Annotated in this window: 11 protein-coding genes; 3 read left to right on the top strand and 8 right to left on the bottom strand. The window is 60.3% G+C overall.

Annotated features, from left to right (window positions below):
* Positions 1-119 precede the first annotated feature (119 nt).
* From ACZ89R_RS11410 to ACZ89R_RS11375, 8 genes are all read right to left on the bottom strand, one after another.
* The gene (locus ACZ89R_RS11410; RefSeq protein WP_429545746.1) at positions 120-1220 is read right to left on the bottom strand and encodes a DUF1513 domain-containing protein; all 1101 of its coding nucleotides are present in this window, start codon (positions 1218-1220) and stop codon (positions 120-122) included.
* Between the two features lie 14 nt (positions 1221-1234).
* Positions 1235-2299, bottom strand: a complete 1065-nt coding sequence (locus ACZ89R_RS11405) for an imelysin family protein (RefSeq protein ID WP_429545747.1) — start codon at positions 2297-2299, stop codon at positions 1235-1237.
* 27 nt (positions 2300-2326) lie between these two features.
* Positions 2327-3754: a di-heme oxidoreductase family protein gene (locus ACZ89R_RS11400; RefSeq protein WP_429545748.1), complete on the bottom strand. Its 1428-nt coding sequence runs from the start codon at positions 3752-3754 to the stop codon at positions 2327-2329.
* 357 nt (positions 3755-4111) lie between these two features.
* Positions 4112-5455, bottom strand: a complete 1344-nt coding sequence (locus tag ACZ89R_RS11395; RefSeq protein ID WP_429545749.1) for an imelysin family protein — start codon at positions 5453-5455, stop codon at positions 4112-4114.
* Between the two features lie 246 nt (positions 5456-5701).
* Positions 5702-7750 carry a putative bifunctional diguanylate cyclase/phosphodiesterase gene (locus ACZ89R_RS11390; RefSeq protein WP_429545750.1) on the bottom strand — a complete coding sequence of 683 codons (2049 nt, stop codon included), beginning with the start codon at positions 7748-7750 and terminating at the stop codon, positions 5702-5704.
* Between the two features lie 381 nt (positions 7751-8131).
* Positions 8132-8728, bottom strand: a complete 597-nt coding sequence (locus ACZ89R_RS11385) for a superoxide dismutase (RefSeq protein WP_007898423.1) — start codon at positions 8726-8728, stop codon at positions 8132-8134.
* Positions 8729-8904: 176 nt separating this feature from the next.
* The gene (locus tag ACZ89R_RS11380) at positions 8905-9507 is read right to left on the bottom strand and encodes a LysE/ArgO family amino acid transporter (RefSeq protein WP_429545751.1); all 603 of its coding nucleotides are present in this window, start codon (positions 9505-9507) and stop codon (positions 8905-8907) included.
* Between the two features lie 5 nt (positions 9508-9512).
* A complete protein-coding gene (locus ACZ89R_RS11375) occupies positions 9513-9914 on the bottom strand; it encodes an ACT domain-containing protein (RefSeq protein WP_429545752.1) in 402 nt (133 codons plus the stop codon).
* Between the two features lie 96 nt (positions 9915-10010).
* Between ACZ89R_RS11375 and ACZ89R_RS11370 the strand changes: the two genes are divergently transcribed.
* From ACZ89R_RS11370 to ACZ89R_RS11360, 3 genes are all read left to right on the top strand, one after another.
* Positions 10011-10904 carry a LysR family transcriptional regulator ArgP gene (locus ACZ89R_RS11370; RefSeq protein WP_305446693.1) on the top strand — a complete coding sequence of 298 codons (894 nt, stop codon included), beginning with the start codon at positions 10011-10013 and terminating at the stop codon, positions 10902-10904.
* Positions 10905-10986: 82 nt separating this feature from the next.
* Positions 10987-11979: an NAD-dependent epimerase/dehydratase family protein gene (locus ACZ89R_RS11365; protein WP_007898415.1), complete on the top strand. Its 993-nt coding sequence runs from the start codon at positions 10987-10989 to the stop codon at positions 11977-11979.
* 116 nt (positions 11980-12095) lie between these two features.
* Complete coding sequence (locus ACZ89R_RS11360) at positions 12096-12962, top strand: GumC domain-containing protein (RefSeq protein WP_429545753.1); 867 nt, start codon at positions 12096-12098, stop codon at positions 12960-12962.
* The last annotated feature ends 158 nt before the right edge of the window (positions 12963-13120 follow it).

The following is a 13120-nucleotide window of genomic DNA, read 5'->3' as shown; positions in this document are numbered from 1 at the left end:
CGAGTGCAAGGGGGATTCCAATGGATGTTTTTTGCGTGATCTTACGAAAAAGATCGCAGCCTGCGGCAGCTCCTACAGGTACCCATTCCCCTGTAGGAGCTGCCACAGGCTGCGATCTTTTAAACCATCAGATGAAGATGGTTGTCCCAGAGCCCGGCAGGCAATTCCAGAGGTTTTGCAACCAGGGTTGTCTGGCGGCAATCGTAGTACCGGCAGCGTCCTTGGCCGGAGGTCACGACGAAACCATCAGCCACGGCCCCGACACCGGCGCAGTCGGGAAGTGGCGCATCCAGGCGCACTTCACCACTGTCCAGGTCCCAGATAAAAAAGCGGTTGCCCCGCGGCGCGGTCAGGGCGACCAGACGCAGTTCGCTGTGTACGGCGACGCTGGCGGTGTAATGCCCCATGGCCTGCAACTGATGCTCGGGGACCGGGAACGCCACGAACGGTTGGCCGGGCCGCTTGATCGCCAGCAGCTCCGATGACTCGTGGGCATCGCCCATGAACTGCTGGCCGGCGACGATGGTGCCATCGCTGGCGACGCCCAAATGCCGCACGCTGTTCATCTGCTGGGCCAGTGTTTCCTTGCTCAACAAAGTGCCATCGCGCTGCATCAACACCAGGCTCGGCTCCATCGCGTTGAGGTTCATCTCGACCCGGCTTTCGGCCTCGGTGCGAATGCCGCCGTTGGCCACAATCAGCGTCTCGCCATCGGGCATCCACGACACCTGATGCGGGCCCACGCCATGGGTGGAAAGCTCGCCACTGTGCACCAGCCGCTCACCTTCGAATTTATACACACCGAGCAGGCCTCGGCCCGGATCGGAGGTGTCGTTCTCGGTGGCGTACAGCCAGTCGCCGCTGTGGTGAATCACTGCGTGACCGTAGAAGTGCCGGTTTGGCTGCGAGACCACGGTTTGCAGCAGCGTGCCGTCGCGCAGGTCGATCAGGTAACTCTCGGTGCCCGGACGCCGAGCGACGAACAGCGCTATCGGCCGCGTCGGGTGGTTGATGATGTCGTGGCAACGCAGGCCGACCTGGGTGGCAAACACCCGGGTGCCATCCAGCCGATAACCGACGGCATAATGCTTGCCGTCACCGTCGTCCCGCGCCGAGAGCAACAGCGGGCTTTTGTCCTTTTGCTTGAACAGCGTCCAGCCGCCCAGTGTCACCGCACCCAGCAGCAAACTCCCTAACGTCAGAGCCTGGCGTCGCAGCATGGCACTTGCCCTCATCAGTCACCGTCGTTGGCGTTGAAGCCCAGTTGGATGCCCAGCGCCTTGGCCAGTTCGCCTTCGTGCAGGCGATGGACAACGTTGAGGCTGTCGTAGATGGCGTTGAGCTGCTGGCGCCCGGCATCGTCGGTGAGCATGTCGGTCAGCGAGCGTTGGTTGCTGGAGAACAGTTTCAGGGACGTTGCATAGGCTGCGTCGATCTTGTCGGCCAAGGGTTTCTGCTCGCTCGGCAACAGACCGCGCAGGCCTTTGTTGTCGACACCGACCCAGACTGTTTGCGCCGCGCTCAGGCTTGCTTGCAGGCCTTGCAGCGACGATTGGCTACGCCAGGCATCGGCCTGGAACGGCTGTGGCGTGCCCTTGCTCTGGCGACCCATCGGCGTGCCGAGTTTTTTCTTCAGGGTGTCCAGCGCGGTGACCTGCACGCGCAGCAGATCGGCGATCGCTTCGTGGGAGTCGGCGTAGCGCTGGTTCGGGAATTTGCTCATCTGCGCGAGCATGCCGTCGTTGGTGTTCCAGCGCGACAGGATCTCTTCGGCCAGTTGCTTCTGACGTTCGCCAATGGCAGTCAACAGCGGGCAGTATCTGGCTTTCTGAGCGCTGTCGGCCATGTCGATCTTGCTGTCGAACAGGATGTATTCATAGGCCGAGAGCCCCTGAACCACAACGCTGGACTTGGTCAGGGCGGCGGCATCGATCTGTGGCTGCGCGGTGACCAGTTGCTCGACCTGACGGCCCACGAGGTTCTTTTTGTCCGGCCAGAACTGCACCTGCCAGGAACGGTTGCCCTCGGCCAACGGCCCGATCAGCAGCGGTTGCAACTCGGCCCAGGATTTCTGCGCGTGCAGGAAGTCGGCGCGGGCGGTGTCCAGGGTTTCCTTGCCTTGGCAGAACGCCAGGGCGCTGACCGCCAATTGACGGTCGGCTTCGACCCAGCGGCTGTAGGTTGGCAGGATCACTTGCTTGGCGATGGCCGCTGACGTGACCGCTTGCGGGTCCTGAGGCGAACAGGCGCCCAGGGCGAGGGCGGCAAGGCTGGTGAACAACAATTTGGGACGGAACATGTCGGGCTCCCGCTGAAGGAAAACGTATTAAAGAGAATTCAAAAACGCCAGCAATGCAGCGCGCTGCTCGGCATTGAAAGACAAAACCTGTTGCTGCGCCGCCTGTGCCTCGCCGCCATGCCAGAGCACGGCTTCGAGCAGGTTGCGGGCGCGACCGTCATGCAAAAACTGGGTGTGGCCGCTGACCGCTTGTGTCAAGCCGATGCCCCACAACGGCGGCGTGCGCCAGTCGCGGCCGCTGGCCTGGAACTCGGTGCGGTGGTCGGCCAGTCCGTCGCCCATGTCATGCAGCAGCAGGTCGCTGTAAGGGCGAATCACTTGATTGGCCAATTCAGGTTCCGCGGCGTTGGCGGCGGTGGTGTATTTCGGGGTATGGCAGGACTGGCATCCCGCCTGGAAAAACAGATTCTTCCCGGCCAGCACTTGCGGCGTGCCGACATCGCGCCGGGCTGGTACCGCGAGGTTACGGCTGTAGAACAGCACCAGACGCAGGATGTTATCGCTGACTTCCGGCTCGCCATCCGGGCCATTGCCGTTGGGCGCCTGCTTGCAAGCGGTTTGCGCGTCGGTGCAGTCATCAATGGGTCTCAGGCTGGTCGTGAGGCCCATATCACCAGAGAACGCGTGAACGTTTTGTTGATTGAGGTTCGGTTGCCCGGCCTTCCAGCCAAATCGCCCGAGGACGGTTTTCTGCTGCGCGTCATCCCAGACCCGGTTCGGTCGTCCGGCGATGCCGTTCTTCTCCCGAGCCTGAGCTTCAGCGTTGGCCAGGATGGCCTCGTCGGGGATCGCCTCAAGCAAGCCCAGGCCAATCATCGGCGGTGCGATGCGCGCCGAGAAACGCGTGTCGGGGTGCATTGGGCCGTAGCCGAGTTGGGTGATCTGCAGGGTCGGCTTACGCAACTCGATTTCGCTGCCGTCCTTGAAACGCACCGGGACCGGCGTGTAATCGACGCGCACCTTGCCTTCCGGGACGACGCCGGGCACCGACATGTCCTGGAACTGCCCGCCATAGACAGGCTCTGGCACCACGCCCAATTGTTCGATGACTTTGGCATAAGCCGGCGTATCAGGAATCGACAGGCGCACCAGCATCGACACCGCATTCGGTGCATCGGGCGCGGGCGGGTGACCGCGCCCGTCCTTGATGTGGCAGTTCTGGCAGGCGTTGGTATTGAACAACGGGCCAAGGCCATCGCGGGCGGTGGTGGTCGACGGCGCGATCACCCAAGGGCTGCGAAAGAAACTGTTGCCGACGCTGAAATCCACGCGTCGTGACGGCGGCAGGTTGGCGGACGGCAGGGAGAATGCGTTCTGATCGGTCTTGCGTACCGTCGCACTGCCGCCGGAGCGGGCTTCACCGGGTTCTGCCTGGGTGAAACGCGGGGCGTCATCGCAGGCACTCAGGCCCAGGGCCAGCAACAGAGCGGACAAGCGAAGAGGCAGCGAGGGCATCGGACATCCTGCAAGACGAGCAAAACAAGGGCGCAAAGTCTAACAGGGCAGGGGAGTTTGAATAAGAGGAATTATCGTTTGCTTCAATTTGTAGGAGCGAAGCTTGCTCGCGAAAGCAGTGTGACAGTCACCAACGATGTTGAATGTGACGCCGCCTTCGCGGGCAAGCCTCGCTCCTACAGGTTCAGCGCAATCCAATGTGGGAGCGAGCCTGCTCGCGATAGCGGTTTCACATTCAACATCAATGTTGGCTGTGATGCCCCCATCGCGAGCAGGCTCGCTCCCACAGGGATTTCATTCAGGCTGGGACAAAAAAGGCGACCCGAAGGTCGCCTTTTTTGTCCCAGCCAGCGTTGATCAGAACTCGTGATCAGCGTTGTCCGGGTTCAGGTCGCTGATGCCCAGTTTGCCGGCGGCCGCTTCGATCGAACCGGTCTGCTTGACCAGCGAGGCGATGGCGTCACGCACGATCTGGTTGCCAGCAGTGTTACCGGCAGCGATCAGTTGGTCGTAGTGCTCACCCTTGTTGGCGTGATCGACCATGACCTGAAGCTTGGCTTCGGTGGTAGCCAGGTCGGCTTTCAGGGCGGTGTCGGCTGCCGGGTCGGCTTTGGCGACCAGCGACGACAGGCTGGCGCCGGTCATTTTGCTGCCATCGACGCGGGTGTATTCGCCCAGGTACACGTTACGCACGCCTTTGGCGTCGTAGAAGTGCGAGTTGTGGGTGTTGTCGCTGAAGCAATCCTGTTCGTCTTCCGGGGAGTTGGCTTCCAGGGAAACCTTCATGCGCTCGCCCGCCAGTTCGCCCAAGGACAGGCTGCCCATGCCGAACAGCATTTTGCGCAGGCCGGTTTCAGCCGGTTCCGCTTCCAGGGTGGCGCGGTAGTTGTCGGCCACGTTCGGCTTCCAGTTACCGACCATTTCTTGCAGGTCGTTGACCAGCAGTTGAGTCACGGATTTCAGGTAAGCACGACGACGATCGTTGTGACCGCCGGTAGCGCCTTTGCCTTCCAGGTAGTCGGTAGCCGGACGGTTGCCGGCGCCAGGGCCGGTACCGTTCAGGTCCTGGCCCCAGAGCAGGAATTCGATGGCGTGGTAGCCGGTGGCGACGTTGGCCTCGGAACCGCCCAGCTCGTTCAGGCTGGCGAGTTTTTCCGGGGTGATGTCTTTCACGTCGACCTTGTCTTCGCCGACCTGAACTTTAGTGTTGGCGATGATGTTGGCGGTGGCGCCCGGGTTACCCAGTGCGTGTTCGTAGGATTTGTCGACATAGTCGATCAGGCCTTCGTCCAGTGGCCAGGCGTTCACCTGACCTTCCCAGTCGTCGATGATGGTGTTGCCGAAGCGGAACACTTCGCTCTGCAGGTAAGGCACGCGGGCCGCAACCCAGGCAGCCTTGGCGGCTTTCAGCGTATCGGCGTTCGGCTTGGCCAGGAACGCGTCGACGGCGGTTTGCAGGGTTTTCGCGGTGGATTCGGCATCGCTGTAAACGGCGAAGACGATGTCGGCGTAGTGCGCGACCACAGCCTTGGCGGCGGCTTCATCGACTTTACCGGTAGCGGCAGGCGCAACCGGGGCAGCGGTGCTGGCGGCCGGGGTCGGCGCTTGTGGAGCGGCAGCCTTGTCTTTGCCTTCGCCGCAACCGGCGAGGGAAATAGCGATGGCCAGCAGACTGGCGGTGGCCAGAGGCATACGAATCATGGCGAACATCCTGCTTCGGTGATTGATGGACGCGCGTAGAGGGCGCGCAAAACTGCGACATAATGCAAATCTTTCGCATTATGTGTAAAGGGTTGTTCCTGTAAATATTTCTTATTCACGCGGGAGTTGTGTCGTGGATCAAGAGATCGCAGCCTCGTTTCACTCGACAGCTCCTACACAGCTCCTGCGAACCGCGTGCATCTGTAGGAGCTGTCGAGTGAAACGAGGCTGCGATCTTTTGATCTTCTACAAGATAGCCGCGTTACTGCGCTGGGCTTGCTTGAGGTAGGCACCCAATTCCCGTGCCGGCAGCGGTTTGCTGTAGTGATAGCCCTGACCTTCGTGGCAGCCTTCGGAGATGATGTAGGCCTCTTGCTCGGCGGTTTCCACGCCTTCGGCAATCACCTGCATGCCCAGGCTCTTGCCCAGCTGGATGATGGCCCGAACGATGGTCGCATCGTCGTCGTCATCGAGCAGGTCCTGAACGAAGCTCTTGTCGATCTTGATCTTGTCCAGCGGCAGGCTTTTCAGATAACTCAGTGATGAATAACCGGTGCCGAAGTCGTCGATGGCGATCAGTGCGCCGGAGCGACGCAGGCTCAACAAGTGCTGGGCGGCGGTGCTGATGTCTTCCATCAGGCCGGTTTCGGTGACTTCCAGTTCCAGGCTGCGCGGTGGCAGGCGGTACATCTGCAGCAGGTTATTGACCACCCGCGGCAACTCGGCGTGGTGCAATTGCACGGTGGACAGGTTCACCGCCATGCGCAGGTCGAAACCCTGATCGTGCCATTCGCGCAATTGTTTGCAGGCCTGATCCAGCACCCATTCGCCGATAGCGATGATGGTGCCGTTCTGCTCGGCCAGCGGAATGAACAGGTCCGGCGGCACTAGCCCGTGTTCGGGATGTTGCCAGCGAATCAACGCCTCGACGCCCACCACGCGATGATCGCGGTAGCTGATCTGCGGTTGATAAACGAGGTAGAACTGGTCGCGGATCAAGGCATCGCGCAGGTCTTTTTCCAGCTCGCGACGCCGCCGCATTTCCGTGTCGACGCTGGCGATATAGAACTGATAGCGGTTGCGCGAGCGAGTCTTGGCCAGGGTCATGGTCTGCTCGGCTTTTTGCAGCAACTTCTCGGTGCTGTCACCGTCCTCGGGGAACAGGGTGATGCCGATGGTGGCGCGCAGACGGATTTCCTGATGATCGAGGGCGAACGCCGCTTCCAGATCATCAAGAATGCTTTGGGCCAGTTCGGCCGCTTCATAGGGTTGTTCGATGTCGGCCTGGACCAGTGCAAACTGATCGCCACCCAAACGGGCGAGGGCGCCGAGGCGACCGCTGTGAGCCCGCAGGCGATCGGCCAGGGCCAGCAGCAGTTGGTCGCCGGTCTGATAGCTGAACTGTTCGTTGATGCCTTTGAAATCATCGAGCCCGACACACAGCACCGCGACCCGACGCTGCAATTTACCGGCGTCGACGAGGATCTTGTCCAGTTGTTGCTGCAATTGCTGGCGGTTCGGCAAACCGGTGAGGAAGTCGTACTGGGCCATGCGCAGCAGGCTGTTTTCCGCTTCGTGGCGCAGGTGGGTGTTGCGCTCGATGGATTCGAGCAACTGGTTGGCGGTGTTGATCCAGACGCCCAACTCGTTTCTCTCATGCCCCTTGAGCTGCGGAATCTTGTGGGCGCTCGGCCGGTCCGGGTTGATTTCGGTCAGGTGTTCGATAATCCGCGACAGCGGTTTGGTCAGCAGCCAGTGATAGACCAGATACAGCACCAGGGCCATGGCCATGGCGCGCAATACGCCAGAGATGAAGATGATCACGGAACTGACAATGAAGCCCTTGCCGTAGGTGGCGGTGTCGAGGGTAATACTCAGGTCGCCGTAATACTCGCTGTAGGGCCCACGGCCCACCAGTTGGGTGGTGAAGGTGCGTTCCTGGCCGAGGATCAGATCGGTCAGCCAGCGGCTGTTGGAGTGCTGCAATTCACGGGTTTTTTGCGCGAGCATGGCTTCGTGAGGGTGGCCGATGGAGGCCATGCGCACGGCGTCGTCCTGAAACAGGCCTTCGATCACCTGCATGCCCATTTCCCGGTCCAGGCTGTAGACGGCCTGGGTCGAAGGGTCACGGAACATATCGAGGATGCGCTGGGCATCGCTGGCTACGGCCTGATGTGTTTTGTAGGCATCGAAAACGATCTGCGCGCAGCTCAAGACCACGCCGACGATCAATGCCGACAGGAGCACGACCCGGAGCAACTTCACCGACAAGCTGTTCTTGAGTTCCAGCTTCAAAGGGGTATTCCTTGTTCCGTGCGGGTAGCGTCAAGTTGCCATGAGTATTGGCAATCCCGTGAGGTCAGTCAAAGGGACAATCCAACCCAGGGGATTTTGCCGGTAGCTTGGCCGATAGGCTGTTGTTTGGAATATTTGCCCTATTAGCACTGTGTCGGTTGTTGAGGCCCTCAACTTGAGGGGAGCGGGACAATTTTTCCTTGTGGTTGATGTTAGACGGCTGTGATGTGAGGGCAAGAGGGCGAATGCCACTCGCGTTGTGGGAATGTTCCCTCCAACTGTGAGCGAGGCTTGCCCGCGAAGGCGGCTGGAGGAATGTACCCATTTCCCCAGCCCATAAAAAAACCCGGCAACAGCCGGGTTTTTTGACTGGCGCGAAGCTTAAGCGGTGAAGGTTTTGCCTTCGAACTGCTCAGCCACGAACTTCCAGTTGACCAGGTTCCAGAACGCTTCGACGTACTTCGGACGAAGGTTGCGGTAGTCGATGTAGTAAGCGTGTTCCCAGACGTCGCAAGTCAGCAGCGGGGTGTCGCCGCTGGTCAGCGGGTTGCCGGCGCCGATGGTGCTGGCCAGGGCCAGGGAACCGTCAGCCTTTTTCACCAGCCAGCCCCAACCGGAACCGAAGGTGCCGATGGAGGTTTTGCTGAACTCTTCCTTGAACTTGTCGAACGAACCGAACGCTGCGTTGATGGCATCAGCCAGCGCGCCGGTTGGTTGACCGCCGGCGTTTGGCGCCAGGCAGTTCCAGTAGAAGGTGTGGTTCCAGACCTGAGCGGCGTTGTTGAAGATACCGCCCGAGGAAGTCTTGACGATTTCTTCCAGGGTCTTGCCTTCGAACTCGGTGCCTGGCACCAGGTTGTTCAGGTTCACGACATAGGTGTTGTGGTGCTTGTCGTGGTGATATTGCAGAGTTTCCTCTGAAATGTGCGGCTGCAGGGCATCGTGTGCGTAAGGCAGCGGCGGCAATTCGAAAGCCATGATGATTCTCCTAATCAGGTCAGTTGCGGTGAGCGCAAGGCCGATCACGGGCGGCCAGACATGCGCCGGGGAGTTTGTACTCTTTGCGGCGCAGGGATCGGATCATAGCACCGGGGGTGCGGCATAACCACGCAACAACTGTGTGGAATAGAGGTTCCAGAGCCTTTTGGAATAAATCATGAAGCGATGATTAACTGGAACGCTACGGCGAACATCATGACGGCGACCAACAGGTCGAGGATTCGCCAGGTGCTTGGCCTTGCCAGCCACGGCGCCAGCCATGCCGCGCCAAGGGCCAAAGTGAAAAACCACAGTAATGACGCACTGGCCGCGCCCACCACATAAGCACCGGGCTCGGTCTGTTGAGCGCCGAGGGAGCCGATCAGCAACACGGTGTCTAGATAAACGTGCGGGTTGAGCAACGTCACCGCCAACGCACTGAGCAGCACCGCCCGCAGCGAGCGTACCGTCTGATTTTCACCCTGTTGCAGGCTTTGTTTCGAGCACGCCCTACGCAACGCCAGGCTGCCATACCACAGCAAAAACGCCGCGCCACCCCAACGAGCGATGGCCAACAGGGTCGGGTTTTGCGCCAGCACCGTCGCCAGCCCGAACACTCCGGCGGCCACCAGCAGCGCATCGCAGGTCACACAGAGTGCAGCCACCGGCAGGTGATGTTCACGCCGAAGGCTCTGCGCCAACACGAATGCATTCTGGGTGCCGATCGCCATGATCAGCCCCGCGGCCACCAACAGGCCGTTCACATAGCTTTGCCACATACGTTTTACTCCGCGTTGGACGCCAGATCCCGCAGTACCTGCAGGGCGCGTTCGGCATCGGCCTGGCCGACGAACAAATGATCGTGGTAATACCCGGCGATCACGTTGCAACTGATGCCGGCCTTGCCCAGTGCCGTGGCGAACGCGGCGGTCAGGCCGACGGCTTCGAGGGCCGAGTGCACGTTCAAGGTGATCCAGGCGGCGACATAGTCGAAACTGAAACCGGCCTTCTGGGCGTGGGAACGTTCCAGAATCACCGTCAGGCCTTCTCGTTCTCGAAAGCTGCCGACAATCTCAAGGCCGGCGGGCAGCTTGCCGTCGCGCAGCGTGCAGAACACGTATTCGCCGTCGTTGAGTTGTGGGCTCATGCTGCGCAGCAGGGTTGCCAATGACGTTTCGCCAGCCATGTCGGTAATCCTTGTTCAAGAGTTCTTGCTGGCCATTCTCCGGTTGAACGCTGTATAAGAAAAACCAATAGTCCTGATCGCCCATTAGGAAAACTGATGTTCGACTACAAATTACTTTCTGCGCTCGCCGCTGTGATCGAGCAGGCGGGATTCGAACGCGCCGCGCAGGTATTGGGTTTGTCCCAATCGGCCATCTCCCAGCGCATCAAACTGCTGGAGGCACGGGTCGGCCAACCGGTACTGGTGCGGGTCACACCCCCGGCACCGACGGAGATTGGCCGGCGCTTGCTTAACCATGTGCAGCAGGTGCGATTGCTTGAGCGGGATCTACAAACGTTGGTCCCGGCGCTGGACGAAGAAGGGCTGCCGGAACGCCTGCGTATCGCGCTGAATGCCGACAGCCTTGCCACTTGGTGGGCAGAGGCGGTGGGCGATTTTTGTGCGGAACAACATCTATTGCTCGACTTGGTGGTAGAAGACCAGACCGTCGGCCTTAAACGCATGCGCGCAGGCGAAGTGGCGGGGTGTGTTTGTGCCAGTGAGCGGCCGGTGGCCGGTGCGCGCAGCGTTCTGTTGGGGGCTATGCGTTACCGTGCGATGGCGAGCCCGGCGTTCATTGCCCGGCATTTTCCCGAAGGTGTACGCGCCGATCAGCTAGCCAAAACCCCGGCCCTGGTATTTGGCCCGGATGATTTCCTACAGCATCGCTACCTCGCCTCCCTCGGTGTGGATGGCGGTTTCGAACACCATTTATGCCCATCGTCCGAAGGCTTTCTTCGTCTTACGGAAGCGGGGCTTGGCTGGGGCCTGGTGCCTGAATTGCAGGTGCGCGAGCAACTGGAACGCGGCCAATTGCAGGAGCTTTTGCCAGATAAGCCGATCGATGTGCCGCTGTACTGGCATCATTGGCGCAATGGCGGTCAGTTGCTGGGGTTACTCACCGACCAATTGGTGCGCTCGTCGAAGCAATGGCTGGTGCCGTTGGACTGACGGGCAGCGTCAAGACCTCACGCCCTACGCCCTACGCAATATGCAAAGCGCAAAACGTAAAACGAAATATTCGGAGCAATTCATGAAGATTCTGGTCACCGGCGCAAGCGGCTTCATTGGCGGGCGCTTTGCGCGTTTTGCCCTGGAGCAGGGCTTGGACGTGCGGGTCAACGGTCGCCGGGCCGAGAGTGTCGAGCATCTGGTGCGCCGTGGCGCCGAGTTCATTCAGGGCGACTTGAGCGACCCGCAACTGGCGCGCGACCTGTGTTCAGACGTCGAAGCCGTGGTCCATTGCGCCGGCGCGGTGGGTTTGTGGGGGCGCTATCAGGACTTTCATCAAGGCAACGTCGAAGTCACCGAGAACGTGGTCGAGGCCTGTCTGAAACAGCGGGTTCGGCGCCTGGTGCACTTGTCGTCACCGTCGATCTACTTCGATGGCCGTGATCATCTGGGGTTGACCGAAGAGCAGGTGCCCAAGCGCTTCAAACATCCCTACGCCGCGACCAAATACCTGGCCGAGCAAAAAGTCTTCGGCGCGCAGGAGTTCGGCCTCGAAACCTTGGCCCTGCGCCCGCGTTTCGTGACGGGCGCCGGCGACATGAGCATTTTCCCGAGATTGCTGAAAATGCAGCGCAAAGGGCGGTTGGCGATTATCGGCAACGGCCTGAACAAGGTTGATTTCACCAGCGTGCAAAACCTCAATGAAGCGTTGCTCAGCAGCTTGCTGGCCAGCGGTTCGGCCTTGGGCAAGGCCTACAACATCAGCAACGGAGCGCCGGTTCCGTTGTGGGATGTGGTCAATTACGTGATGCGCCAAATGGATGTCCCACAGGTTACCCGCTACCGTTCCTACGGTTTAGCCTACAGCCTTGCCGCGCTCAACGAGGGCGTGTGCAAGCTGTGGCCAGGTCGTCCCGAGCCGACGCTATCGCGGCTGGGCATGCAAGTCATGAACAAAAACTTCACCCTGGACATCAGCCGCGCACGGCATTATCTGGACTACGATCCGAAAGTCAGCCTCTGGACCGCCCTCGATGAGTTCTGCGGTTGGTGGAAGGCTCAGGACATTCGCTGACACACAAGGGCAGCCCTGACTGAACCGAGTTCGGGGTTCAGGGTCAACCGGTGCGGCAGCGGGGGTTATACTTCGCCGCATCAAGCCATCACCGCGTTCCACAAAGGTTGACCCTAATGCCCATGCGTAACGATGCCAACGACGACTTCGACGATGTCCCGAGCCTGCGCGCCAGCAGCCTTGATGACGATGATTTTCCGACCACCGCTCGCACTTCCGTGCATTCGCGCACCACACCGGTGGTCAAGGTCAAAGGCCCGAGCACCGGCCCTTTGTGGGCATTGGTCGGCGCGTTGTTCTTTGCCTTCGCCGGCCTTGCCTGGTGGAGTTTTCAGCAGATCTCGCTGATGGAACAGCAACTGGTGGCGACCCAGGAAAGTTTCGCGCGCATCAGTGAGGAAGCGGCGGGGCGCTTGCAGGACATTTCCGGCAAGGTCGTGGCCAGTCAGTCCAACGTCAACACCGGCAGTGAAGCGTTGAAGCTGCAAATCAAACAGCTTGAAGGCAAACTCCAGGACCAGAGCAAGCAGCTGGAAAGCAAGCTTCAGGACCAGAGCAAACAGCAGCAAGGCGTACTCGGCCAGACCTCCGATCTGGACAAGCGCTTGGCGCAAATGACCGCGCAAGCCACCGAACAACAAACCGCCAATGCTCAGTTGCAGGCGCAAGTCAAAGCCTTGAGCGGCGAACTGGCCGCGTTGAAGAACGCGTCGGCCGATACCAGCCAAATCGATGCCCAGCTCAAAAGCCTGGGGGCCGACATTACCGCGCTGAAGAGGCAAGGTAACCCAAGCGCCGCCATCGAGCGCCTGGAGCAAGACATGATCGTGCTCAAAAGCCAGCAGGACAACCGCCCGGCCCCCGCACAAGGTGGCACCAACACCGCCGAGTTCGACGCCTTCCGCGGCCAGGTCACCCGCAACATCAACACCCTGCAGGCGCAGATTCAGAATCTGCAGCAGCAGCTGCGCAACCGGCCTTAGGTCACACAAGCATGCCTACCTGAAAAACGTCGGGCATTTTCTAGTGGCTGTCGGGTATTACAGCCCTTGATGGTTTAAAAGAAAGATCAAAAGATCGCAGCCTTCGGCAGCTCCTACAGGGGATCGCATTTCAATGTAGGAGCTGCCGAAGGCTGCGA

The sequence above is a fragment of the Pseudomonas sp. TE3728 genome, assembly GCF_056279145.1.
This window is presented reverse-complemented; position numbering and strand designations above follow the sequence as displayed.

What these genes read in the sequence shown, in the direction of transcription:
- ACZ89R_RS11360 (WP_429545753.1), top strand. Translation starts at nt 12,096, where the DNA reads ATGCCCATGCGTAACGATGCCAACGACGACTTCGACGATGTCCCGAGC.
- ACZ89R_RS11365 (WP_007898415.1), top strand. Translation starts at nt 10,987, where the DNA reads ATGAAGATTCTGGTCACCGGCGCAAGCGGCTTCATTGGCGGGCGCTTT.
- ACZ89R_RS11375 (WP_429545752.1), bottom strand. Translation starts at nt 9,914, where the DNA reads ATGGCTGGCGAAACGTCATTGGCAACCCTGCTGCGCAGCATGAGCCCA.
- ACZ89R_RS11405 (WP_429545747.1), bottom strand. Translation starts at nt 2,299, where the DNA reads ATGTTCCGTCCCAAATTGTTGTTCACCAGCCTTGCCGCCCTCGCCCTG.
- ACZ89R_RS11370 (WP_305446693.1), top strand. Translation starts at nt 10,011, where the DNA reads ATGTTCGACTACAAATTACTTTCTGCGCTCGCCGCTGTGATCGAGCAG.
- ACZ89R_RS11400 (WP_429545748.1), bottom strand. Translation starts at nt 3,754, where the DNA reads ATGCCCTCGCTGCCTCTTCGCTTGTCCGCTCTGTTGCTGGCCCTGGGC.
- ACZ89R_RS11380 (WP_429545751.1), bottom strand. Translation starts at nt 9,507, where the DNA reads ATGTGGCAAAGCTATGTGAACGGCCTGTTGGTGGCCGCGGGGCTGATC.
- ACZ89R_RS11395 (WP_429545749.1), bottom strand. Translation starts at nt 5,455, where the DNA reads ATGATTCGTATGCCTCTGGCCACCGCCAGTCTGCTGGCCATCGCTATT.
- ACZ89R_RS11410 (WP_429545746.1), bottom strand. Translation starts at nt 1,220, where the DNA reads ATGCTGCGACGCCAGGCTCTGACGTTAGGGAGTTTGCTGCTGGGTGCG.
- ACZ89R_RS11385 (WP_007898423.1), bottom strand. Translation starts at nt 8,728, where the DNA reads ATGGCTTTCGAATTGCCGCCGCTGCCTTACGCACACGATGCCCTGCAG.